21 protein-coding genes are annotated in these 23,855 nt (G+C 74.7%); 16 read left to right on the plus strand and 5 right to left on the minus strand.

The window, feature by feature from the left end; genetic code table 11:
- Positions 1-40: 40 nt before the first annotated feature.
- The 4 genes from EKG83_RS08050 (at position 41) to EKG83_RS08065 (ending at position 4,453) form a co-directional block, all read left to right on the plus strand.
- The gene (locus tag EKG83_RS08050; RefSeq protein WP_228122538.1) at positions 41-1,243 is read left to right on the plus strand and encodes a glycosyltransferase family 4 protein; all 1,203 of its coding nucleotides are present in this window, start codon (positions 41-43) and stop codon (positions 1,241-1,243) included.
- Positions 1,240-3,354: an amylo-alpha-1,6-glucosidase gene (locus EKG83_RS08055; protein WP_033427452.1), complete on the plus strand. Its 2,115-nt coding sequence runs from the start codon at positions 1,240-1,242 to the stop codon at positions 3,352-3,354. Before EKG83_RS08050 ends, EKG83_RS08055 begins: the two co-directional genes overlap by 4 nt.
- A 330-nt stretch (positions 3,355-3,684) precedes the next feature.
- Positions 3,685-3,996 (plus strand): hypothetical protein, encoded by a 312-nt coding sequence (locus tag EKG83_RS08060; RefSeq protein ID WP_153277938.1) that lies wholly within the window; start codon positions 3,685-3,687, stop codon positions 3,994-3,996.
- 238 nt (positions 3,997-4,234) lie between these two features.
- Complete coding sequence (locus EKG83_RS08065; protein WP_033427450.1) at positions 4,235-4,453, plus strand: hypothetical protein; 219 nt, start codon at positions 4,235-4,237, stop codon at positions 4,451-4,453.
- A 4-nt stretch (positions 4,454-4,457) separates the two neighbouring features.
- Here the strand turns inward: EKG83_RS08065 and EKG83_RS08070 are convergent, their stop codons facing one another.
- Positions 4,458-7,388 (minus strand): AfsR/SARP family transcriptional regulator, encoded by a 2,931-nt coding sequence (locus EKG83_RS08070; RefSeq protein WP_051764320.1) that lies wholly within the window; start codon positions 7,386-7,388, stop codon positions 4,458-4,460.
- Positions 7,389-7,813: 425 nt separating this feature from the next.
- The gene (locus EKG83_RS08075; RefSeq protein WP_033427449.1) at positions 7,814-9,622 is read right to left on the minus strand and encodes an AMP-dependent synthetase/ligase; all 1,809 of its coding nucleotides are present in this window, start codon (positions 9,620-9,622) and stop codon (positions 7,814-7,816) included.
- 111 nt (positions 9,623-9,733) lie between these two features.
- On the opposite strand from EKG83_RS08075, the gene EKG83_RS08080 reads away from it, so the two are divergent.
- From EKG83_RS08080 to EKG83_RS08115, 8 genes are read left to right on the plus strand one after another with little or no spacing between them, the layout of a single operon-like run.
- Positions 9,734-10,114: a polyketide cyclase / dehydrase and lipid transport gene (locus EKG83_RS08080; protein ID WP_194283003.1), complete on the plus strand. Its 381-nt coding sequence runs from the start codon at positions 9,734-9,736 to the stop codon at positions 10,112-10,114.
- 11 nt (positions 10,115-10,125) lie between these two features.
- Positions 10,126-10,914, plus strand: coding sequence for a metallophosphoesterase family protein (locus EKG83_RS08085; RefSeq protein ID WP_033427447.1), 789 nt, complete (start codon positions 10,126-10,128; stop codon positions 10,912-10,914).
- Positions 10,915-10,940: 26 nt separating this feature from the next.
- On the plus strand, positions 10,941-11,378 hold the full coding sequence (locus EKG83_RS08090; protein WP_033427446.1) for an SRPBCC family protein: 438 nt from the start codon (positions 10,941-10,943) through the stop codon (positions 11,376-11,378).
- The gene (locus EKG83_RS08095) at positions 11,375-12,571 is read left to right on the plus strand and encodes an ArsA family ATPase (protein WP_033427445.1); all 1,197 of its coding nucleotides are present in this window, start codon (positions 11,375-11,377) and stop codon (positions 12,569-12,571) included. The genes EKG83_RS08090 and EKG83_RS08095 overlap by 4 nt, the downstream gene beginning before the upstream one ends.
- On the plus strand, positions 12,568-12,900 hold the full coding sequence (locus EKG83_RS08100) for a hypothetical protein (RefSeq protein WP_322746637.1): 333 nt from the start codon (positions 12,568-12,570) through the stop codon (positions 12,898-12,900). The genes EKG83_RS08095 and EKG83_RS08100 overlap by 4 nt, the downstream gene beginning before the upstream one ends.
- A 23-nt stretch (positions 12,901-12,923) precedes the next feature.
- Positions 12,924-13,880, plus strand: coding sequence for an ROK family glucokinase (locus tag EKG83_RS08105; protein WP_033427744.1), 957 nt, complete (start codon positions 12,924-12,926; stop codon positions 13,878-13,880).
- A gap of 27 nt (positions 13,881-13,907) precedes the next feature.
- Positions 13,908-14,726 carry an MEDS domain-containing protein gene (locus tag EKG83_RS08110; protein WP_051764319.1) on the plus strand — a complete coding sequence of 273 codons (819 nt, stop codon included), beginning with the start codon at positions 13,908-13,910 and terminating at the stop codon, positions 14,724-14,726.
- Complete coding sequence (locus tag EKG83_RS08115) at positions 14,723-15,643, plus strand: sensor histidine kinase (protein ID WP_033427443.1); 921 nt, start codon at positions 14,723-14,725, stop codon at positions 15,641-15,643. The genes EKG83_RS08110 and EKG83_RS08115 overlap by 4 nt, the downstream gene beginning before the upstream one ends.
- Positions 15,644-15,741: 98 nt before the next feature.
- Here the strand turns inward: EKG83_RS08115 and EKG83_RS08120 are convergent, their stop codons facing one another.
- Positions 15,742-16,212, minus strand: a complete 471-nt coding sequence (locus tag EKG83_RS08120) for a hypothetical protein (protein WP_033427442.1) — start codon at positions 16,210-16,212, stop codon at positions 15,742-15,744.
- A 196-nt stretch (positions 16,213-16,408) separates the two neighbouring features.
- Here EKG83_RS08120 and EKG83_RS08125 point away from each other — a divergent pair, with 196 nt between their 5' ends.
- The 3 genes from EKG83_RS08125 (at position 16,409) to EKG83_RS08135 (ending at position 18,841) form a co-directional block, all read left to right on the plus strand.
- On the plus strand, positions 16,409-17,134 hold the full coding sequence (locus EKG83_RS08125; RefSeq protein ID WP_033427441.1) for a lysophospholipid acyltransferase family protein: 726 nt from the start codon (positions 16,409-16,411) through the stop codon (positions 17,132-17,134).
- 22 nt (positions 17,135-17,156) lie between these two features.
- Complete coding sequence (locus tag EKG83_RS08130; RefSeq protein ID WP_033427440.1) at positions 17,157-17,669, plus strand: polyadenylate-specific 3'-exoribonuclease AS; 513 nt, start codon at positions 17,157-17,159, stop codon at positions 17,667-17,669.
- A gap of 146 nt (positions 17,670-17,815) precedes the next feature.
- A complete protein-coding gene (locus tag EKG83_RS08135; protein ID WP_033427439.1) occupies positions 17,816-18,841 on the plus strand; it encodes a 6-phosphofructokinase in 1,026 nt (341 codons plus the stop codon).
- 244 nt (positions 18,842-19,085) lie between these two features.
- On the opposite strand, the gene EKG83_RS08140 is transcribed toward EKG83_RS08135, so the two are convergent.
- Positions 19,086-20,096, minus strand: a complete 1,011-nt coding sequence (locus EKG83_RS08140; protein WP_033427742.1) for a DUF2891 domain-containing protein — start codon at positions 20,094-20,096, stop codon at positions 19,086-19,088.
- A gap of 63 nt (positions 20,097-20,159) precedes the next feature.
- On the opposite strand from EKG83_RS08140, the gene EKG83_RS08145 reads away from it, so the two are divergent.
- On the plus strand, positions 20,160-21,548 hold the full coding sequence (locus tag EKG83_RS08145; protein ID WP_033427438.1) for a class II 3-deoxy-7-phosphoheptulonate synthase: 1,389 nt from the start codon (positions 20,160-20,162) through the stop codon (positions 21,546-21,548).
- A 67-nt stretch (positions 21,549-21,615) separates the two neighbouring features.
- On the opposite strand, the gene EKG83_RS08150 is transcribed toward EKG83_RS08145, so the two are convergent.
- Complete coding sequence (locus EKG83_RS08150; RefSeq protein ID WP_033427437.1) at positions 21,616-23,805, minus strand: Stk1 family PASTA domain-containing Ser/Thr kinase; 2,190 nt, start codon at positions 23,803-23,805, stop codon at positions 21,616-21,618.
- Positions 23,806-23,855 lie beyond the last annotated feature (50 nt).

The following is a 23,855-nucleotide window of genomic DNA, read 5'->3' on the forward strand; positions in this document are numbered from 1 at the left end:
GTGCCAACCGTGGTCTGCTTGTCGCTCCAGGAGGTCCCTCTTGAGCAGCTCGCCTTCCGCAGCTCCCGCCCACCCCCTGCCGCGCGGTCCCGAGGACCCGCTGCGCGTCGCCCTGGTCGCCCCGCCCTACTTCGACGTCCCGCCCAAGGCGTACGGCGGGGTGGAGGCCGTCGTGGCCGACCTGGCCGACGCGCTGGTCGCCCGCGGCCACTCGGTGACCCTGCTCGGCGCGGGCGAGCCCGGCACCGCCGCCCGCTTCGTGCCCGTGTGGGAGCGGACGGTCCCCGAGCGTCTAGGCGAGCCGTTCCCCGAGGTCGCCCACGCCGCGGCCGTGCGCCGGGAGCTGGAGCGGCTGGCGGTGGCCGAGGGGCTCGACGTCGTCCACGACCACACCCTCGCCGGTCCCCTCAACGCGCCCGCCCTGGCCGCGCTGGGCGTGCCCACCGTGGTCACCGTGCACGGCCCGGTCGACGAGGACCTGCACCGCTACTACCGCGCCCTCGGCGAGGACGTGCACCTGGTCGCCATCAGCGACCGCCAGCGCGCGCTGGCCCCCGACCTGAACTGGACCGCCACCGTCCACAACGCACTGCGCCTGCGCGACTGGCCGTTCCGGGCGCGCAAGGAGGACTACGCGCTGTTCCTCGGCCGCTTCCACCCGGACAAGGCGCCGCACCTGGCCCTGGAGGCCGCGCACGCCGCCGGCGTGCCGCTGGTCCTGGCGGGCAAGTGCGCCGAGCCGGTCGAGAAGGAGTACTTCGAGCGCGAGGTGCGCCCGCGGCTGACCGACCGCGACCACGTCTTCGGCGTCGCCGACGCCACCGCGAAGCGCGAACTGCTGGCCAACGCCCGCTGCCTGCTGTTCCCCATCCGGTGGGAGGAGCCGTTCGGCATGGTCATGATCGAGGCGATGGCCTGCGGCACGCCCGTGGTGGCGCTGCGCGCGGGCGCGGTGCCCGAGGTCGTGGCCGACGGCGTCACCGGCCTGGTCCGCGACCACCCCGACGAGCTGGTCGAGGCGCTGCGCGAGGTGCGCGCCCTGGACCCGGCGGCCTGCCGCGCCCACGTCGCCGAGCACTTCGACGTCGACCGCCTCGGCGCGGGCTACGAGGCCGCCTACCGCCGGGCCCTCGAACCCGGCCGCGACCTCGACGCCCTGCGCCGCGACTACGCCGCCCTGGACTCCGCGCTCGACCGGGTCTACGAGCGCGGCGTCGTGCACGCCTCCGGAGAACCGGCGTGACCGGCGCACCGGAGCCCTTCAACGCGGGGGAGCCCGCCCTGACCGGCGCCTCCGGCGGCACCACCACCCTGGTGGAGGGCAGCACGTTCTGCCTGTCCGACGGCACGGGCGACATCGAGCCGGGCACCGCGCACGGGCTGTTCTTCCGGGACGCGCGGGTGCTGTCGCGGTGGCAGCTGCGCCTGGACGGCCGCGCGCCGCACCCGCTGTCGGTGGCGCACCCCGAGGCGTTCGCGGCCAGGTTCGTGCTGCGCCGCCCGCCCGGCGCGGGGCAGGCCGACAGCACGCTGCTGCTGGTGCGCGAACGCCTGGTCGGCGACGGCATGCGGGAGGTCGTCACCGTGGAGAACCTGGGCCGCGAGGCCACGGCCGTGCGCCTGGACCTGCACGTCGACGCCGACTTCGCCGACCTGTTCGCGGTGAAGGAGGGGCGCGCGGTGCCCGGTGGCGCCGACGTCACCGCGGCGGGCCGGGAACTGCTGCTGCGCGACCGCGGTGACGGCGCGCGCGGGCTGTCCGTCAGCGCCACGGGCGACGTCACCGCGGTGCCCGGCGCGTTGAGCTGGCAGGTCGTGGTGCCCGCCGGGAAGCGGTGGTCCACCGAGGTCGCGGTGCAGCCCACCCTGGCCGGGCGGCCCGTCGAACCGCGGTTCCACCGCGGCGAGCGGATGGAGCACACCGAGCCCGCGCGCAAGATCATGGCCTGGCGCGCCGCCAGCACCGCGGTCACCGCGACCGACCCGGTGCTGACCGCCGTGCTGCGCCGCACCGAGAGCGACCTGGGCGCGTTGCAGATCCACGACCCGACGCGCGGCGGGCGGCCGTTCGTCGCCGCCGGCGCGCCGTGGTTCATGACCCTGTTCGGCCGCGACAGCCTGCTCACCGCGTGGATGGCGTTGCCGCTGGACGTCGGCCTGGCGCTGGGCACCCTCCAGACCCTCGCCGAGACCCAGGGCACCAGGACCGACCCGCTGACCGAGGAGGAGCCCGGTCGCGTCCTGCACGAGCTGCGCCTGGGCCCGGACAGCACGGCGGTGCTGGGCGGCAACCACTACTTCGGCACCGCGGACGCCACCCCGCTGTTCGTGATGCTGCTGGCCGAGTGCTGGCGGTGGGGCGCGGACCCGGAGGTGGTGCGGGCCCTGCTGCCCGCCGCGGACGCCGCGCTGACCTGGGTGCAGCGGTACGGCGACCGCGACGGCGACGGGTTCGTCGAGTACCGGCGCGCCACCGACCGCGGCCTGGCCAACCAGGGCTGGAAGGACAGCTTCGACGGCGTCAACGACGCCTCCGGCCGCCTGGCCGTGCCGCCGATCGCGCTGTGCGAGGTGCAGGCGTACGCCTACGGCGCGCTGCTGGCGCGGGCGGAGCTGGCCGAGGGGTTCGACGACCCGGCGGGCGCCGCCCGGCTGCGCGCCCGGGCCGACGAGCTGCGGCGGCGGTTCGCCGAGGCGTTCTGGCTGCCCGACCGCGGCTGGTACGCCGTGGCGCTGGACGGGCGCAAGCAACCCGTCGACGCGCTGACCAGCAACAGCGCCCACTGCCTGTGGACCGGGATCGCGACCGACGAGCACGCCGGAGCGCTGATCCGGCGGCTGGCCGACGCGGACATGGAGACCGGGTACGGCCTGCGCACGCTCGCCGCGTCGATGGGGGCCTACAACCCCATGAGCTACCACAACGGGTCGGTGTGGCCGCACGACACGGCCATCGCCGTGGCCGGCCTGCTGCGCTACGCCCACCTGCCGGGGGCGGTGGACCTGGCGCACCGGCTGGCCGAGGGCCTGCTGGACGCCGCCGCCGCGTTCGGCGGCCGGCTGCCGGAGCTGTTCTGCGGCTTCTCCCGGGACGACTTCAGCCCGCCCGTGCCGTACCCGACCTCGTGCTCGCCGCAGGCGTGGGCCAGCGCCGCGCCGCTGCTGCTGGTGCGCGCCTTCCTCGGCCTCGACCCGCACGTGCCGCGGCGGCGGCTGGCGGTCTCGCCGCACCTGCCGGGGCGGTGGGGCGAGGTGTCGCTGACCGACCTGCGGCTGGGCGAGGCGGTCGTGCGGGTGCGGGCGAGCGGCGAGCGCGCGGAGGTGGAGGGCCTGCCGGACGGCTGGACCACCTGAGGGATTCGGACCACGGTGACCGGACCGCCCGGCAGGACCACCCGAGCCGCCGGCCGGTCCGGGCGGGGGCGCCGACCGACCCGTCGGCGGTCGGCGCCCGCCGAGTACCGGCGGTCGCGCGGCTCCGCGACCCCGGCGCGCACGAGCGCCCAGGGCGTGAACGCCCGCCGCCTTCCCGGTCGCGCGGGCCGGGAGGTCGACGTCGTCCAGCCGCTCCGGATCACCCGGTCGGGGGGCGTTCCCCCAGGCGCTTGACCTGCTGCGCGACTCTGGTTATAAGAAAGGTGTATCGGTCAGTTACCAGGTGATCGTGGCCCGGGAGTGATCGACGTGACCGGTGTGCCGAGGGTCGGGCGGTCGGGTTCCGCCACCGCCGACGCGCACTTCGCCGACGTGGTCTTCGCCGACCAGCAGTGGGTGGACGCGGAGTTCGCGGCGCTCATCGCCGCCAACTTCGACGCCGCCGCCCCCGCCCCGCGCCCCCGCCCGGCGCGCGGGCCCTCACGCCACCCCCGACCGCCCGCGCCCGCCGGTGAACCGGTGGCGGGCGCGTGGGGTGCGAAGCCCCCGGTCGAGGCCCGGGAGCGCTCGCCACCCGCCCGCGCCCACCGAGCGAGTTCCACCGAGCGAGCGAGGAGGTGATGGGCACGGGGCCGGGACCGAAGCGCCCGCCGCGGAGCGGCTCGTCCTCCCCTTCCGCCGGCAGCCCGCGACCAGCGCCGGCCCGGCGTCCGACGACGCGCCCGCGACGAGCGCCCCGGCGGTGCCGCGCGGTCGGCGGCCCCACCCCACGACCCGGACCACCCACGAAATGCGTGCGCGCCCGCCGCCGCCTACGGTGGCAGCGGGCACTACCCCTGCGCTCCCGGGAGGACCGTCGATGAGTCCGGAGACGCCGTGGAACGACGCGGCCGACCAGCTCCGCCCAGTCGAACCCGAAGTGGAGGGCGCCGACCTGGACGAGGAAGCCGCCGTCGGTCGCGACGCGCCCACCGCGGTGACGCCGACGGGCGGTTTCGAAGCGGACCCGGCCGACGTCGCCGACCAGCAGCGCGCCGTCCCGCTGCCGGACGACCAGCCGGACCCCGACCGGTTCTGACCGGTCAGGACCCCGGCGGCTCCAGCAGGCGGTCGGCGCGGTCCAGCTCGGCCGCCGCGGCCAGGTCGTCGCCCGCGGCCCGGTGCACGGCGGCCAGCTCGACGCGCGCCGCCCGCTCGGCCGGCCGCAGCCCCAACCGCACGGTGAGCGCGACCGCCTGCTCCGCGAGCGCCCTCGCCTCGGCGTGCTCGCCGAGCAGCCGCCGCACGCCCGCCAGGCCCACCAGGGCCCGCGCCTCGCCCGGCGGGTAGCCGATCCGCCCGGCCTTGGTCAGCGCCTGCTGGAACTGCTCGTCCGCCACCGCCAACGAGCCCAGCCCCCGGTTCGCCGAGGCCATCACCACCAGCACGTTCGTGGTGATCCGCTGGTCACCGCCCTCGCGCAGCTCGGCCAGCGCCCGGTCCGCCAGGTCCAGCGCCTCGGCGTGCTCGCCCAGGTCCAGGCGCACCGACGCGGTGGCCTCCAGCGCCCGGGCCGCGGCCTCCCGGAACCCGGCCTCGGTGGCCAGCCGCAGCGCGTCGGCCAGGTGCGCCAGCGCCCGCTGCGGCTCGCCCGCCTGCTGCGCCACCACGCCCAGCAGCGTCAGCGCGGTGATCTCGCCGGCGCGCAGGCCGTGCTCCACGCTGATCGCCAGCGCCTCGCCGAGCAGGTCCGCCGCCTCGGCCAGCTCGCCGGTCTCGACGGCCAGCACGCCCAGCCCGGTGAGCACCGCCGTCTCGCCCGACCGCGGCCCGCCCGCCTCGCGCCGCAGCGCCAGGCACGTCTCCAGGTCGTTGCGCGCCGACGCCAGGTCGCCCGCCTCCAGCCGCACCACGCCGAGGTTGCCGCGCACCCCCGCCTCCGACTCCAGGTCACCGGACACCCGGTGCAGCTCGACGGCCCGCGTGTAGTGCTCGATCGACTCGGCGAAGTCGCCCAGCCGCCAGTGCAGCGTGCCCAGGTTCTGGTGCATCGCCGCCTCGCCCGCGACGTCCCGCTGCTCGTGCGCGGCGTCCATCCCGTACTGCGCGGTCAGCAGCCACTCGGTGACGTGCTTGCCGCTCCACAGGTACCCGCGCAGCCCGTCGGCCAGCCGCCACGACACCGCCGCCGGGCCGTGCTCGGCCGCCGCCCGGATCGCCGCGGCCAGGTTCGCCCGCTCCGCGTCCAGCCACGCCCGCGCCTGCGCCGCCGTCTCCACGCCGGCCAGCCGCGCCTGCCCGGCCGGCGCGGACGGCAGCCGCATCAGGTCCGGGTACAGCAGTTCCGCGCAGTGGTCCACGGCCCGCACGTAGAACTCCAGCAGCCGGGTGCGCGCGGCCTCGGCGTCCTCGGCCACCGAGGCGGCGAACCGGGCCAGCGAGTCGTGGAACGAGTACCGCCCGGCCACCCCCCGCACCAGCCGCGCCCCGGCGAGCTGGTCGAGCAGCAGCGCCGCCGCGGCGACCGGCACGTCCGCGACCCGGGCCGCCGCCTCCGGCGTGAAGTCCGGCCCCGGCACCACGCTGAGCAGCCCGAACAGCCGCCGCGCCGCCGGGGTCAGCGCGTCGAGGGCCAGGTGCAGCGGGTCGCGGTCGCCCAGTCGCTCCAGGTACCGCGCCACCGAACCGCCGCCCAGCGAGGCCGACGCCACGTCCAGCGCCAGCGGCAGGTGCCCGCACCGCCGCGCCAGCTCCTCCGCCGCCTGCCCGGACCGCCCCAGCAGGGCCAGCGACTCGGCGGGCGAGAGCACGTCCAGGTCCACCCGGCGGGCGCCGTCGACGGCGATCAGGCCGCGCAGGTCGTCCCGGCTGGTCACCAGCACCGGGCAGCTCGCCGCGCCCGGCAGCAGCGGGCGCACCTGGTCCGGCGCGGCCGCGTTGTCCAGCACCAGCAGCATCCGCCGACCGGCCAGCAGCGACCGGAACAGCGTGCTCTGCTCGTCCGGGTCCACCGGGATCTGCTCCGGCGGCACGCCCAGCGCCCGCAGGAACCGGGTCAGCACCTCCACCACCGGCGTCGGCGGCCCCGGCGCGTACCCGCGCAGGTCCGCGTACAGCCGCCCGTCCGGGAACCGGTCGCGCAGCCGGTGCGCCACGTGCGCCGCCAGCGCCGTCTTGCCCACGCCGGGCACGCCGGTCAGCACCACGATCGGCACGGCGGTCCGCGCGCCGTCCGGCGCGACCAGCCGGGAGATCCGGTCCACCGCCTCGGCGCGCCCCACGAACCCGGGCACCTCGGGCGGCAACTGGTCCGGCACGTCCGGGTCGACCTGCTCCACCGGCGCGGCCAGGCTCGGGTCGCCCACCAGGATCGCCTGGTGCAGCTCGCGCAGCGCCGCGCCCGGCTCCACGCCCAGCTGCTCGTCCAGCACCCGGTCGACCAGCCGGAACGCCTCCAGCGCCTCGGCCTGCCTGCTGCCCCGGTACAGCGCCACCATCAGCTGCGCCCAGAACCGCTCGCGCAGCGGGTAGTCCGCGGTCAGCGCGCGCAGCACCGGGATCACCCGCTCGTGGTTGCCCAGCGCCAGCTCGACGTCGACGTGCTCCTCGTGCGCCACCAGCAGCCGCTCGGCCAGCCGCGGCACCTCGTGGTCGCGCAGCGAGTCCGACGGCACGTCCGCCAGCGCCGGGCCGCGCCACAGGCCCAGCGCCTCGGCGTACAGGTCGGCGGCCTCGGCCAGGCGCCCGGACCGCGCGGCCTGCCGCGCCCGGCCCGCGGTGGCCGTGAACCGGTGCACGTCCACCTGCTCGGGCGGCACCACCAACCGGTAGCCGTCCGAAGTGGTCCGGATCAGCGACGGGTCGCCCAGCAGCTGCCGCAGCCGCATCACGTAGGTCTGGAGCGTGCCGCGCGTGCGCGCCGGCGGGCTGTCGCCCCACAGGAACGCCACCAGCTCGCCAATTGAGACGACCCGTCCCGCGCGCAGCGACAACGCGGCCAGCAGCGCGCGGTGCTTCCCCGCCCGGACGGGCACGGGTTGCCCCTGTATGCGCACCTCAAGCGGGCCGAGTAGACCGAACCACGGCCCAGCGCCCATCCGCTCGCGCCCCCTCGTCGCACCTTGCCGGGTACAGCCTAGGACGAGCGCTGACGGCGCGAGTCACCGCCGCGTCAGCGATACGACAGCGCGGTGCGGCAGTCTTCTGGATGTCCCGGTTGGGGGACCGGGACGACAAAGCTTCTCGGGTCCGCGTCAGCGGATACGCGATCACTGGGGGTCGAGTGGCCCGCACCTGTCAGGTGCGGGCCACTCGTCTGTGTTCAATGGCCGCTGCTCCGCAGACGGCGGCTCGGCCGCCTGTAGTCGGCCTCGCGGCCGGCCGGAGGCCGGCGCGGTGGTCCCGGTGGGGGTGGTGACCACCTCGCGGGGACGGGGGTGGGGCGGGGCTTGTGGTGGGGTCAGTTGGAGTAGATGGCCTCGATGTCCTGCTTGTAGTTGGTGGCGACGATCGAGCGGCGGAGTTTGAGGCTCGGGGTCATCTCGCCGCCGGCTTCGGTGAAGTCGGTGGGGAGGATGCGGAACTTCTTGATGGCCTCCGCCTTGGAGACGGCCTTGTTGGCCTCGTCCACCGCCGCCTGGATGACGGTGCGCAGGGTCTCGTCGTCGAGCAGGTCCGCGACGGTGGCGGAGGCCGGCTTGCCGTTCTGCTCCTTCCAGGCGGGGAAGAACTCCGGGTCGATGGTGACCAGGGCGCCGATGAACGGCTGCGCGTCGCCGACCACCATGCACTGGCTGATCAGGGGGTGGGCGCGGAGGCGGTCCTCCAGGACGGCAGGGGAGACGTTCTTGCCGCCGGCGGTGACGATGATCTCCTTCTTGCGGCCGGTGATCCTGAGGAAGCCGTCGGTGTCCAACTGGCCGATGTCGCCGGTGTGGAACCAGCCGTCCTCCAGGGCGTCGGAGGTGGCGGACGGGTTGTTCCAGTAGCTGCGGAAGACGACGTCGCCCTTGATCAGGATCTCGCCGTCCTCGGCGATGCGGACCGAGGTGCCGGCCACGGGGCGGCCCACCGTGCCCACGCGGAAGGCGGCCTCGGTGTTCACGCAGGCGGCGGCGCTGGTCTCGGTCAGGCCGTAGCCCTCCAGGACCGGGACGCCCACGCCGCGGAAGAAGTGCGCCAGGCGCTCGCCCAGGGGGGCGCCGCCGGAGACGGCGGCGATGCACCGGCCGCCCAGGGCCGCCTGGAGCTTGCTGTAGACGAGCTTGGCGAAGACCGCGTGCTTGATCTTCAGGCCGAGGCCGGCGCCGCCCCCGTCGAGGGCCTGGCTGTAGGCCACCGCGGTGGCCTCGGCGGCGTCGAAGATCTTGCCCTTGCCCTCGGCGTGCGCCTTCTGCTTGGCGCCGTTGTAGACCTTCTCGAACACGCGGGGGACGGCCACCACGAACGTGGGGCGGAACGACTGGAGGTCCGCGACCAGGTTCTTCACGTCCGGGGTGTGGCCCAGGGTGACCCGCGCGTAGACGCTGCACAGGGCGATGGCGCGGGCCAGGATGTGCGCCAGCGGCAGGAACAGCAGCAACGAGTTGCCCGCCTGCATGAGCTGCGGGAACGCGGTGATGTCCGCGCGGATCTCGGCCAGCAGGTTGCGGTGGCTCAGCTCGCAGCCCTTGGGGCGGCCGGTGGTGCCGGAGGTGTAGACGATGGTCGCGGTGTCGTCCGCGCCGACCGCCTTGCGCCGCGCGTGCGCGTCCTCGTCGGACACCGACGCGCCCAGCGCGGTCAGCTCGTCGACCGCGCCCGCCGCGTCGCCGTCGGGGCCCTCGACCTGCCACACGTGCCGCACCTCGGGCAGGCCGGACACGATCGAGTCCACCGCCGCCCGGTGCGCCGCGGTCTCCACGAACACGGCCTTGGCCGAGGAGTCGGACAGGATCCACTCGACCTGCTCGGCCGACGAGGTCTCGTAGATGGGCACCACGACACCGCCCGCCTGCCAGACGGCGAAGTCGAGCAGCGTCCACTCGTAGCGGGTCTTCGACATCAGGCCCACCCGGTCACCGGGCTCCAGGCCCGCGGCGACCAGGCCCTTCGCCACCGCGAGGACCTGGGCGGCGAAGTCGCGGGCGGTCACGTCCACCCACGTGCCGTCGACGCGGCGGCGGAAGCTGACGGCGTTGCCGAAGCGCTCCGCGTTCGCCCACACCATGTCGGTGAGGTTCTCCTCGGCAGCCACAGTGGCGGTGGCGGGGACGCTGAACTCGCGCACGTCGACCTCCGGACGTTGTTTGTTACCGGTGGGGAAACTTAGCCTGTGATTCCGGCGATACACCAGGCCGGGGCGGTGTTCCGTAACCGTGTCGTGGCACTCTTCCACCCCGTGCCCAGCGTTGACGTCGTGGACGAGACATTCATCGCGGTCCCGCCCGCCGCGGTCGCCGCCGCCTTCGCGCCGCCGGGGTCCTGGCGGGACTTCTGGCCCGACCTCACCCTCGATGTATACGCCGATCGGGGCATCCAGGGCCTGCGCTGGACGGTGGGCGGCGCGTTGGTCGGAACGATGGAGGTGTGGCTGGAGGCGGTGCTGGACGGCACCCTGCTGCACTACTTCCTGCGCGCGGACCTGCCCGGCGACCCGCCGGCCAGGCGCGTCCGGCGGGAGGTGCGGCGCCGCCAGCTGGCCGCGAAGGAGATCGGCCTGGGGCTCAAGATGGCCCTGGAGGCGGGTCGACCGCCGGGGGTGGCGCCGGCCCTGCCGTAGATTCGTCCCCCGTGCGGGTTCACGTCGTCTCCGATGTCCACGGCAACGCGGACGCCCTCGCCCGCGCGGGCGACGGCGCGGACGCCCTGGTCGTCCTGGGTGACCTGGTCGACTTCGTCGACTACTACGACCACGGCCGGGGCATCCTCGGCCGCGTGTTCGGCGCGGAGAAGGTCGAGGTGTTCGCCCGGCTGCGGCGCGGCAACGGCGGCGCCGAGACGGTCCGCTACATGCGGTCGCTGTGGGAGGGCCTGGACAACGCCGCCGAGGTGGTCCGGGAGGCGGTGCTGGAGCAGTACACCGAGCTGTTCGCGGCGATGAGCGCGCCCACCTACGCCACGCCCGGCAACGTCGACGACCCGGAGCTGTGGCCGCTGTTCGCGCGCGACGGCGTGCACGTGCTGGACGGCGCGGTCGCCGAGATCGGCGGCCTGCGGTTCGGGTTCGCCGGCGGCGCCGTGCTCGACCGGGGGTTCGTGCCCAACCGGCGCGGCCCGTGGCGGCCCTACCTGCGCACCGAGGAGGAGTTCGGCGCGGCCCTGGCGGGCCTGGGCGAGGTGGACGTGCTGTGCACGCACGTGCCGCCCGCGGTGCCCGACCTGGTCTACGACGTGGTCGCCCGCCGGGCGGAGCGCGGCTCGACGTCGCTGCTGAAGGTGATCGAGCGCGACCGGCCCCGCTGGTCGGTGTTCGGGCACGTGCACCAGCCGCTGGCCAGGCGGGTGCGCCTGGGCTGGACCGAGTGCGTCAACGTCGGCCACTTCCAGCGCACCGGCACGCCCCACGTGCTGAGCTGGTGACCCCGCACACCGGGTAGCCTCCCCGCATGGCCGACGAGTCCACCCAGTCCATCGTCATCGACGCGACGCCCGAGGAGATCGTGGCGGTCATCGCCGACTTCGACGCCTACCCCGAGTGGGCCAACGGCGTGCAGCGCACCGAGGTGCTGGAGACCGGGGCGGACGGCCGGGCGGCCCAGGTGAGGTTCAACATCGACCAGGGCCCGATCAAGGACGAGTACGTGCTGGCCTACGACGAGTGGTCGCCGGACCGCATCTCGTGGCACCTGGTCAAGGGGCAGATGCAGAAGTCGCAGGAGGGCAGCTACGTGCTGACCCCCCGGGGCGGCTCGACCGAGGTCACCTACACGCTGTCGGTCCAGCTGGTGGTGCCGATGATCGGCCTGTTCCGCCGCAAGGCCGAGAAGATGATCATGGACACGGCCCTCAAGGAGCTCAAGCGCCGGGTGGAAAACGCGCGGTGAGCGCCCGCCTGCTGCTGTTCACCGGCAAGGGCGGGGTCGGCAAGACGACTCTGGCCGCCGCCACCGCCGCCGCGCTCGCCGCCGGCGGCCGCAAGACCCTGGTCGCCTCCACCGACCCGGCCCACTCGCTGGGCGACGCGCTGGGCGTGCCGCTGTCCGACCGGGTCGCCGAGGTCGAGGGCACCGGGCTGCACGCCGTCCAGGTCGACCCGCGCGCCCTGGTCGACGACGCCTGGCGCGAGCTGCGCGGCCACCTGCGGACCGTGCTCGCGGGCGCCGGCGTGGACGAGCTGGAGGCCGAGGAGCTGACCGTGCTGCCCGGCGTGGAGGAGCTGCTGGCGCTCTCGGAGGTGCGGCGCCTGGCCCGGGGCGGCACGTGGGACGTCGTGGTCGTCGACTGCGGCCCCACCGCCGAGACCCTGCGCCTGCTGGCCCTGCCCGAGGCGTTCGCCTCCTACCTGGAGCGGCTGTTCCCCACCCACCGGCGCGTGGTGCGCGGCCTGCTGGCCGGCGTCGCGGGCAGCGGCTCGGTGGAGCGCTGGGACGCCACCGCCGACGCGCTCGGCAGGCTCGCCGAGGACCTGGCCCAGCTCCGCGACCTGCTCACCTCGGCGGAGACCGGCGTCCGGCTCGTGCTGACCCCCGAGCGGGTGGTCGCCGCCGAGACCCGCCGCACCGTCACCGCGCTCGCCCTCCAGGGCATCCGGGTCGACGGCGTGGTCGCCAACCGGGTCGTGCCCGACCCCGGCGAGGACGGCGGGCCGGCCGCGGCCTGGCTGCGCACCCGCCGCGCCGAGCAGGACGCCGTGCTCGCCGGGCTGGCCGACCTGCCCGGGCTGCGCACCGTGCCGCACCGGGCCGCCGAACCCGTCGGCACCGCCGCCCTGCTGGACGTCGCCGAGGGCCTCTACCAGGGGCGCGACCCGCTGGAGGGCGGGGGCGCCGCCGGCCTGCCGCTGGAGGTCGAGCGCACCGGCGACCGGGAGTACACCCTGCGCCTCGCGCTGCCCGTGGGCGACTCGGAGCTGGAGCTGGCCCGCGTGGGCGACGACCTGGCCGTCACCGTGGACGGCAGGCGCCGGCTGGTCGCGCTGCCCTCGCTGCTCAAGCGCTGCGCGGTGACCGGCGCGGAGCTGGACGACACCGGGTTGGCGGTGCGCTTCGCCCCCGACCCCGAGCTGTGGATGCGGTGAGGCACGTGGACCCGAAGCTGGCCGAGGAGCTGCGCCTGCTGCTCGACGCCGCCGCCGAGCGGGCGCAGCCGTGGCTGCACCGCGTGGCCGAGCAGGGCGCGACCGGGCACGACCCGGGCGCGTGCGGCTGGTGCCCGCTGTGCAACGCGGTGGCCCTGGTGCGCGGCGACCGCTCGGAGCTGGCCGCCAAGGCCGCCGAGCACCTGGTGGGCCTGATCGCGGTGCTGCGGGCCGCGCTGGCCGAACCGGCGGCCCCGGCCCCGGCCTCCGAGGAACCCGCCCGGCCCCGCGTCCAGCACATCCCCGTCGTCCGGCGGAACCAGTGCTAGCCGAACCGCTGCTGACCATCGGCATCGACGTCGGCGGGACCAGCGTGCGCGCGGGCGTCGTGGACGGCGACGGCGCGGTCCTCGACACCGCCCGCGCCGCCACGCCCGGTGACGAGGAGGCGCTGGAGGAGGCGATCGGCGCGGCCGTCGCCGAGCTGGCGTCCCGGCACCCTGTGGCCGCAGTCGGCCTGGCCGTGGCGGGCTTCGTCGCCGCGGACCGGCGCACCGTGCGGTTCGCGCCGCACCTGGCCTGGCGGCAGGCGCCCGTCGCCGACCGGATCACCCGCCGCGTGGGCATGCCCGTGGTCCTGGAGCACGACGCGAACGCCGCCGCCCTGGCCGAGTACCGCTTCGGCGCCGCGCGGGGCGCCCGGATCGCCGTCCTGGTGGCCCTGGGCACCGGCATCGGCGGTGCGCTGCTGGTCGACGGCGAGGTGTTCCGCGGCGCGCACGGCGTGGCGCCCGAGCTGGGCCATCTGCGGCTCGTGCCCGGCGGCCGGCCCTGCCCCTGCGGCAAGCACGGCTGCTGGGAGCGGTACTGCAGCGGCACCGCGCTGAGCACCACGGCCGTGGAGCTGCTGGCCCGCCACCCCGGCGTGTCCACCGTCCTGGCCCGGGAGGCGGGCGCCGACCCCGGCGCGGTGACCGGCCGCCGGGTGGCGGGCGCGGCCCGCGACGGCGACCCGCTGGCGCTGCGCGCCATGGCCGAGCTGGCCCGCTGGCTGGGCGACGGGCTCGCCCTGGTCGCCGACGTGTACGACCCGGAGGTGGTCGTCATCGGCGGCGGCGTGTCCGAGTCGGCCCCGCTGTTCCTCGACGACGCCCGCGAGCGCTACGCGGAGGTGGTGACCGGCGCGGGCCACCGGCCGCTGGCCCGCATCCGCACCGCCCAGCTCGGCGACGACGCGGGCATCGTCGGCGTGGCCTCGCTGGCCCGCGACGTGGCGGCGCGCACCTCGCGCAACGGACGGATCCGCTGAGCCGGGGCCTGGGCGTAGCATCGGGGAATGCGCACCTCCGGCGTCCTGGGCGCCACCAGGGGACTCGGGCTGCACGACCACATCTGCTGGCCCTACGAGGACCCGGAGGAGTTCCGCGCCCGCGTGCTGGAGTTCCTGGCCGACGGCCTGGTCCTGGGCCAGCAGTGCTGGTACGTCTCCGAGGGGCCCACCGAGGTGCTGACCTCCCACGTGGCGGAGCTGGGCCCGGCGCTGGAGTCCGGCGCGCTGCGCGTGGTGTCGGTCGACGAGACCTACGGCGGTGCCACGGTCACCCCGGCCGGGCAGGTGGCCACCTACGCCGCGGCCACCGAGGCGGCGCTGGCCGCCGGGTACGCGGGCCTGAGGGTGGCCGCCGAGGCCACGCCGATGGTGCGCGGCGACGAGGCGCTGGAGGCGTTCTGCCGGTACGAGCACCTGGTCGACCGCTACATGGCGGGCCGGCCGTTCGCGGCGATGTGCGCCTACAACCGCGCCGAGCTGCCCGAGGCCGCGATAGGCGAGCTGGCGTGCATGCACCCGGCCAGCGGCGCGGACGCCGCGCCGTTCCGCCTGTACGCCGCCTCCGGTGACCGGGTCGCCCTGGACGGCGAGCTGGACCTGGCCAGCCGCGAGCGCTTCCCGCGGGCGCTGGACCGGGTCGGGCTGAGCGCCGGCACCGGCCCGGTCGTGGTCGAGGCCGCGGAGCTGGAGTTCATCGACCACCACGCGATGTTCGCCCTCGCCCGCGCCGCCGGTGGCGAGGTGGTGCTGCGCACCAGGCACCGGGCGCCCGCCCGGCTGGCCGAGCTCGTCCGCGTGCCCGGCCTGCGGGTGGAGGCCGAATGAGGACGGGTGCGGCCCGCGACCACGTCGGGTACTACCACGAGACGGCGTTCTACGGCAGCGACACCGAGTTCCAGGCCCTGGTGGTGCCCTTCCTCGACGAGGGCGTGGCGGCGGGCGAACCGGTCCTGGTGGCGTGCTGCGAGACCAACGAGCGGCTGCTGCGCGACCGGGTCGCCGACGTCTCGGGCATCCGGTTCCTGCCCGGCGCCGACCACTACAGCCGCCCCACCGACGCGATCCTGACCTACCGGAAGCTGTTCGCCGAGTACTCGGGCGCGCCGCAGATCCGCGTGGTCGGCGACGTGCCGCACCCCGGCGTGGGCGCCGCCTGGGACTGGTGGTCGCGCTACGAGGCCGCGGTCAACGAGGTGTTCGGGGACTACGCCCTGTGGGGCCTGTGCCCCTACGACCTGCGCACCACGCCACCCGGCGTGGTGGCGGACGTGCTGCACGCCCACCCGCACGTGGCGGGCGTGGGCGCCAACCCCGACTACCTGGGCTCCTGGACCTGGCCCGACCCCGTGCCGGACCCGCTGGAGGCCGAGCCGCCGCTGGTGGACCTGGGCGACCCGAGCCCGGCCGAGGCGCGGCACGCCGTGTCCGCCGCCTGCGTGGCCACCCGGCTGCTGCGGGACGAGCTGGACGACATCATCTACGCCGCGAGCGAGGCGGTGACCAACGCCATCACCCACGGCAAGCCGCCGGTGCGGCTGCGCGTCTGGGCGGACGCCGAGCACGTCGTGGTGGCCGTGTCCGACCGGGGGGAGGGGCCGGGGTCGCCGGTCGTGGGCCTGGTGCCGACCTCGCAGACCACCAGCGCGGGCCTCGGCCTGTGGCTGACCCACCGGACCTGCCGCGGGGTGTCCATGTACCGGGACGCCAACGGCTACACCATCCGCCTGGTCGTCGGCGGTTAGGGCGCGGTCGGCGGGCGTTCGGTCGGCGGGCGGCCCGGGGCGGGGTGCGGTCCTGGCTCGGGCGGGTGCCGGTGGGAGCGCGGTCCCGGCCCCGTCGTCTAGAGCACGGCCCCGTCGTCCCAGCCGGAGTCCGGCGGCGGGCCGTTGCGGATGCGCAGCACCAGCCAGCCGACGCCGGAGCACATGACGATCAGCGCCAGCGGCGTCCCGACCGAGCCGGTCAACCCGAACAGGCCGGGGAACAGCAGCACCACCACGCCCAGCAGGATCAGCAGCAGCGCGGCGATCGTGCCCGGCCGCAGCGCGGGCAGCGGGGGCGGCTCGGGCGGCACGTAGTGCTCGTCCGACTCCTCGTCCCCCTCCTCGGCCGTGGCGACGGCGGGCTGGCCCTCGGGGCGCACCGGGCGGGCCGGCTCGGCCTCCTCGGCGGCGACGTCCTCCGCCGCGTCGTCCTCGTCGTCGGCCCAGGTGCGCTTGCCCACGCCCTCGCGCTCCAACCCCGCCACGATCTCGGCGAAGGTGGCGTCCACGTCCTCGGGGCCGTCGGTAGAGTCGCGTCGGGAGTTCATCGGCGTGCTCCAGCCCTCCGAGCCGTGGGAGACGGGTCCAGGAGTTCCATCGTCGCACGTGCCCGCCGTGTTGCGGGTACGACAGCCGGGCGACGGGTACGACCGTACCGCGTGCGCGAGGGGCTTCGTTGTGGTTTGTGGGCTTCGCTCCGTAGGCTGACGGGGGATCAAGCACGTCGAGGAGGCGCTCCCAGCGGTGCTCTACTGGTTGATGAAACACATCTTTCTCGGGCCGCTCCTGAACCTGTTCTTCCGGCCCAAGATCATCGAGGGCGCCGAGAACATCCCCGCGGAGGGCGGCGCCATCCTGGCGAGCAACCACCTCGCGGTCTCCGACTCGTTCTTCCTCCCGCTGAAGCTGTCCCGCCGGGTCACCTTCCCGGCCAAGATCGAGTACTTCACCGGCAAGGGCTTCAAGGGCGCGTTCAAGCGCTGGTTCTTCTCCGGTGTCGGCCAGGTGCCGATCGACCGGTCCAGCGCCTCGGCCGCGCAGAGCGCGCTCGACACGGGCGTGCGGATCGTGCGCGAGGGCAAGCTGCTCGGCATCTACCCGGAGGGCACCCGCAGCCCCGACGGCCGCCTGTACAAGGGCAAGGTCGGCGTCGCGTGGATCGCCCTGGAGTCCGGCGCCCCGGTGATCCCGGTGGCCATGTTCGGCACGGACAAGGCCAACCCCATCGGCTCGAAGATGTGGCGGCCGTACCCGATCCGGATCAAGATCGGCAAGCCGCTCGACTTCTCCCGGTACGCGGGCCTGTCCGGCGACCGGTTCGTGCTGCGCTCGATCACCGACGAGATCATGTACGCGCTGATGGAGCTGTCCGGCCAGGAGTACGTCGACGTCTACGCGGCCAAGGCCAAGGAGGCGCCCCGGGACGGGGCGGACCGGCCCGACCGGTTGCCCGAGGCGAAGGCGGGCTGAACCGCACCCCTAGGGTGGTGCCGTGCGGTTCTTCTACGACTGTGAGTTCATCGAGGACGGGGTCACCATCGACCTCGTCTCCATCGGGGTGGTCGACGAGGAGGGTCGCGAGTTCTACGCCGTCTCCACGGAGTTCGACCCGGCGAAGGCCGGACCGTGGGTGCGCGCCAACGTGCTCAACCAGCTCCCGCCGCCCGCCGACCGGTCGTGGCGCAGCCGGGAGCGGATCCGGACCGACCTGCTCGACTTCCTCGGCGGCCCCAAGGCCAACCGGGACGACGTCGAGCTGTGGGCGTGGTTCGCGGCGTACGACCACGTGGCGCTGGCGCAGCTGTGGGGCCCGATGCCCGCGCTGCCGCGCTGCCTGCCCCGCTTCACCCGCGACCTGAGGCAGCGCTGGGAGGACGTGGGCAGGCCGCGCCTGCCGCAGCCGCCCGCCGACGCGCACGACGCGCTGGCCGACGCCCGGCACAACCTCGCGCGGTGGAAGGTGATCGAGGCCGAACGGCTCAAGCGCGGCTTCCCCGTTCGGTAGCTGCGCCTTCGGGATGCGGTAACCAGGTCTTTCCCCGTTCGTGGTGGTGTGTTCTCCGTCCGGTAGGTGGACCCTCGCTTGCTGCACCGATCCAGCACGTGTCAGTCTTGGGTGACCCACGCCACGAGAAGAGATTGGCTAAGCAAATGCGCATTGGTGTGCTCACCGGCGGTGGTGACTGCCCCGGCCTCAACGCGGTGATCCGCGGTGTGGTCCGCAAGGGCATCGAGGTCCACGGCTGGGACGTCCTCGGGTTCCGCAACGGGTGGCAGGGCCCGATCGAGAACCTGACCAAGCCGATCGGCCTCGCCGACGTCGAGGACATCCTGACCCGCGGCGGCACCATCCTCGGCTCCTCGCGCACCAACCCGTACAAGGTCGAGGGCGGTGTCGACAAGATCCGCCAGGTCCTCAAGGACAACGGCGTCGACGCGCTGATCGCCATCGGCGGCGAGGACACCCTGGGCGTGGCCAAGCGGCTCACCGACGACGGCATCGGCGTCGTGGGCGTGCCGAAGACCATCGACAACGACCTGGGCGCCACCGACTACACGTTCGGGTTCGACACCGCCGTGCACATCGCCACCGAGGCGATCGACCGGCTGCGCACCACGGCCGAGTCGCACCACCGGGCCCTGGTCGTCGAGGTCATGGGCCGGCACGCGGGCTGGATCGCGCTGCACTCGGGCCTCGCCGGCGGCGCCAACGTGATCCTGGTGCCCGAGCGGCAGTTCAGCGTCGACAAGGTCGTCGAGTGGGTGGAGCGGCGGTTCGAGGCCCAGTACGCCCCGATCATCGTGGTCGCCGAGGGCGCGATCCCCGAGGGCGGCGCCGAGGTGCTGCACTCCGGTGAGAAGGACGCGTTCGGCCACGTCCGGCTGGGCGGCGTCGGCACCTGGCTGGCCGAGGAGATCGCCGAGCGGACCGGCAAGGAGTCGCGCGCGGTCGTGCTGGGCCACGTGCAGCGCGGCGGCATCCCGACCGCCTACGACCGCGTGCTCGCCACCCGCTTCGGCCTGCACGCCGTGGACGCGGTGGCCGAGGGCGACTTCGGCGTCATGGTCGCCCTGAAGGGCACCGACATCGTCCGCGTCAAGCTCTCCGAGGCGACCGCCGAGCTGAAGACCGTCCCCCTGGAGCGCTACCAGGAAGCCGAAGTCTTCTTCGGCTGATCCCCTCCCGCACCACGCACCCCGGGCGGCCACCACACCCCCGGGGTGCTTTTTCACACGCGTGTCATGCCTCCAGACCTCGCGTGTCATGCGCTGAGCCCCGGCGTGTCATGCGCTCAGGACCCCCGAGTTGGTCATTCAGAGCCGAGCCAGGGCACCTGAATGTGGATTTCGGGGGTGCTGAGTGCATGACACGCGCGGTTTGAGTGCATGACACGCGCGGGCTGGGGGCATGACTCGCCGGTTAGTGGGCGGCCAGGTGCAGGTAGGTGGCGAAGGTGCCCAGCCAGTGCTCGGCGTAGTAGCCGTGGCCCAGGACTTGGTGCAGGCCGGTGGTGGCGTGGGCCTCGGCGGCGGTGCGGGCCAGGTCGGTGTGGGGGTGCGACGGGGGGAGGGCGTCGGCGATGGCGCGCCACTGCCAGGCGCGGGACAGGGCCAGGCCGACCAGGTGGGAGCCGTGGGGGTCGGACGGGTCGTCGACCGGTGCGGGTTCCCGCAACACCTTCCAGCGGGCCTCCTCCAGGTCGGGCAGGAAGGCGTCGAACCACGCGGTGAACTCGTCCGGCGGCAGCACGCGGCGCATCAGGTCGGCCTCGGTGAGCGCGGGCGACAGGAAGTCCGCCGCGTCCGGCTCGAACCCGCCGTACCCGGCGTCCTCGCGGTGCCAGCGCAGCGCCGCCGCCGCGCACGCCGCCGCCAGCTCCTCGTCCCCGACGGCACGCGCCGCGTCCAGCACCAGCCCGGTGGCGAACGCGGTGTTGCCGTGCGTGCCGGTGCGCACCGGCAGCCGCGCGCCGGCCACCTTGACCAGGAAGCGCTCGCGCAGCACCTCGCTCAACGGCCGCAGCGCCACCGCCCACGGCGAGCCCCACGTGCGCAGCTCCGCGTCCAGCACCAGCAGCCACGCCCACCCGTAGGGCCGCTCCCAGAACCCGCCGCTCGGCCCGGTGAAGAACTCCGCCTCGACGCGCGCGTTCTCCGGCGTGATCAGCGAGTCGAGCACCCGCCGCGCCTCCTCGGCGCCGTCCAGGCCGGGCCGCAGCCGCAGCAGCCGCACCGCCAGCCACGTCTGGTGCACGCACGAGTGCCAGTCGAACGACCCGGCGAAGATCGGGTGCAGCACCCGCTGCGGCACCAGCCCGGCGTCGTCGGCGATCACGTGCGTCCAGTGCACGGGGTGGTCCCGCTGGACGTTCTCCACCGCCACGGACAGCAATCGCGCGGCCGTCCCATCATCCAACCGGGTGTCTGGCATGAGCCACATCATGCACAGCCGGACCGGTGCCCGTCCTGCAGTGTGGACAGCTATCTTTAACGTGTGAACTGGACCGTGGACGTGCCCGTCGACACGCTTCCCGAGCTTCCGCCCCTCCCGCCGGAGATGCGCTCCCGGCTGGACGACGCGCTCGGCCGTCCGGCAGCCCAGCAGCCGGAGTGGCCGGACGCGGAGCAGGTGCGCCGGGTGCGCGCGGTGCTGGAGAGCGTGCCGCCGATCACCGTGCCCGCCGAGATCGACCGCCTGCGCGAGAACCTGGCCGAGGTCGCCCGGGGCGAGGCGTTCCTCCTCCAGGGCGGCGACTGCGCGGAGACCTTCGCGGACAACACCGAGCCGCACATCCGCGCCAACGTCCGGACCCTGCTCCAGATGGCCGTGGTGCTGACCTACGGCGCGAGCCTGCCGGTGGTCAAGATCGGCCGCATCGCCGGCCAGTACGCCAAGCCGCGCTCGTCGGGCATCGACGCGCTGGGCCTGCCGTCCTACCGCGGCGACATCGTGAACTCGCTGGTCCCGACGCCCGAGGCGCGCGTGCCGGACCCGTCCAGGATGATCCGCGCCTACGCCAACGCGGGCGCGGCGATGAACCTGCTGCGCGCCATGACCACGGCGGGCATGGCCGACCTGCACCGCCTGCACGACTGGAACAAGGACTTCGTGCGCACCTCGCCCGCCGGGGAGCGGTACGAGGCGCTGGCCGGCGAGATCGACCGCGGCCTGCGGTTCATGTCCGCGTGCGGCGTGAACGACATGTCGCTGCACACGACCGAGATCTTCGCCTCGCACGAGGCCCTGCTGCTGGACTACGAGCGGGCCCTGCTGCGCCTGGACACCAACGGCGACCAGGCCAGGCTGTACGACCTGTCCTCGCACTTCCTGTGGATCGGCGAGCGGACCCGCCAGCTCGACGGCGCGCACATCGCGTTCGCCGAGCTGCTGTCCAACCCGATCGGCCTGAAGATCGGCCCGACCACCACGCCGGAGATGGCGGTCGAGTACGTCGAGCGCCTGGACCCGCACAACCAGCCCGGCAGGCTGACCCTGATCAGCCGCATGGGCAACAGCAAGGTCCGCGACGTGCTGCCGCCGATCGTGGAGAAGGTCACCGCCTCCGGCCACCAGGTCATCTGGCAGTGCGACCCGATGCACGGCAACACCCACGAGTCGTCCACCGGCTACAAGACCCGGCACTTCGACCGGATCGTGGACGAGGTGCAGGGCTTCTTCGAGGTGCACCGCCGGCTCGGCACGCACCCGGGCGGCATCCACATCGAGCTGACCGGCGAGGACGTCACCGAGTGCCTGGGCGGCGCCCAGGAGATCTCGGACACCGACCTGGCCGGCCGCTACGAGACCGCCTGCGACCCGCGCCTGAACACCCAGCAGTCGCTGGAGCTGGCCTTCCTGGTCGCGGAGATGCTGCGCAGCTGACGCGAGGACCGACGACGGCGGTGGCCCCCGACCTCGGGTGAGGTCGGGGGCCACCGCCGTTGTCGCGTCAGATGCCGACCAGCGTGATCCGGGTGTCCTTGGGCACGCGCTGGCCCGCGCGCACGGACTGGTTGACCACCCGCGCCCGGTCCCGGTTGTTGAACTGCACGTCCACCTTCAGCCCGAGCCTCTCCAGCTCCTCCTTGGCCTCCTGGACCCGCTTGCCCTCGACCTGCGGCACGGTCACCGCGTTCGACAGGAACACCGTCACCCGCCGGTCGTTGGAGGGCGCGTTCGAGCCCGCCGCCGGGTCGGTGCGCACGACCTTGCCGCGGTCCACCGCCTCGGAGAACTCCTCCGGTCCCTCGACGGGCTCGAACCCGGCGCGCTCCAGCTCGCCGAACGCCTCGTCCTTGGACTTGCCGGTGACGCTGGGCACGGGCCGGGGCTGGGCGCCCTTGCTGAGCACGATCGTCACGGTCGAGCCGATCGGCACCGGCGTGCCGCCCGCCGGGTCGAGCTTGACCACCTTGCCCTTGGGCACGCGGTCGCTGAACTCCTCCCTGGCCGGGTCGACCTTCGACTGGAGCCCCACCGACGCGATCTCCCGCTCGGCCACCGCGACCTCGACCCCGGCGTTGACCACCGGTACCACCGGCTTGCCGGTGGACACCACGATCCGCACCAGGTCGCCGCGGGTGAGCTCGGTGCCGCCCGGCGGGTCGACGCTGATCACCTGGCCCGCGGGCACCGTGTCGCTCTGCTGCGGGGTCCTGGTCCGCTTCAGCGAGGCCGCCTCGACCAGCTCGAAGGCGGTGGCCTCGTCCTTGCCGACCAGCTCGGGCACCCTGGTGACCTGGCCGACGGAGAACCACCAGGTGGCCACGCCGATCAGCACCGCGGCCACGACCACCACGCTGAGCCAGGTGATGAACTGGCGCTTGCCGCGCGCCCGCATCTCCTCGTACAGCTGCTCGGGCGTCTTCTTCCGCCGCGCCGGGCGCCGGGGGCGCGGGCGGGGCCTCGGCGCGGTGAGCGGCGCCTCGGCCGGCGGCACGAGCGCGGCCCGGGGGATCGCCCGGGTGCCCTGCGGGCCCGCCGGGGGCGGCACCAGCGGGTTCGGGCGGTGCACCGGCACGGTCGGGTCGGCGAAGGCCACGGGCGCGCCCACGCCGACGGGCAGGACCCGCACGGTCTGCTCGGCCGGGCCCGGCGGCGGCACCGGCCCGGCGCCCGGCGCGCCGAGGACCACCCGCTGGGTGAGCGGCTCGCCCGTCGGCACCCGCCGGGTCGGCGGCTCGCCGCCGGCGACCCCGGGTTCCCCCGTCGGCACGCGCCGGGTCGGCGGCTCGCCACCGGGCGCCTGCTCGGCGGGCGGGACCTCGGCGGGCGGCGCGACGGGCACCGGCACGTCCGCGGGCACCAGCCCGAGCTTCGCCCGGACCGCCTCCACCTCGGACAGGAACGACTCGGCGTCCGCGGGCCGCAGGAACGGCTCGCGGCGGGTGGCCCGGCGCACCAGCTCCGCGACCTCGGCCGGCACGTCCGGCACCGGCGGCACCTCGTCGTTGACGTGCCGGTAGGCCACCGAGATGGCGTTGTCGCCCACGTAGGGCGGCGCGCCGGTCAGGACCTCGTAGAGCAGCACGCCCGCCGAGTACACGTCGCTGCGGGCGTCGGTGTTGCCCGTGGTCACCTGTTCGGGTGAGAGGTAGGCGACCGTGCCCAGGATCACCGAGTCGCTGGTGACCCCCGCCGTGGACACCGCCCGGACCAGGCCGAAGTCGGCGACCTTCACCACGCCGCCGCGCCCGATCAGCACGTTCTCCGGCTTCACGTCCCGGTGCACCAGCTCCGCCCGGTGCGCGGCGGCCAGCGGCGCGAGCACCTTCTCCAGGACCGTCAGCGCGAGCGGCACGTCCAGCCTGCCGCGCTCGTTGAGCAGGTCGCGCAGGGTGCCGCCCTCGACCAGCTCCATCACCAGGAAGACCCGGTCCTCGTCGACGCCCTGGTCGTGCACCTGCACCACGCCGGGGTGGTGCAGCTTGGCCGCGGCCCGCGCCTCGCGCTCGAACCGCGCGACGAACTGCGGGTCCGCGGAGAACCTGGGGTCCATGACCTTGATGGCCACTTCCCGCTCCAGGCGCGTGTCCACGCCCCGGTAGACGGTGGACATGCCGCCGCGCGCCACCAGGGTGCCGACCCGGTAGCGTTGTTCGAGCAGCCCGCCGATCACGTTCGTCGCCGACCTTTCCACAGCCGTGGATCGTACGGTGGGTGTTGTTGACCGAGTGCCGTGCGCTGGAT

Origin of the sequence: Saccharothrix syringae, assembly GCF_009498035.1 — a bacterium.
Lineage (GTDB): Bacteria > Actinomycetota > Actinomycetes > Mycobacteriales > Pseudonocardiaceae > Actinosynnema > Actinosynnema syringae.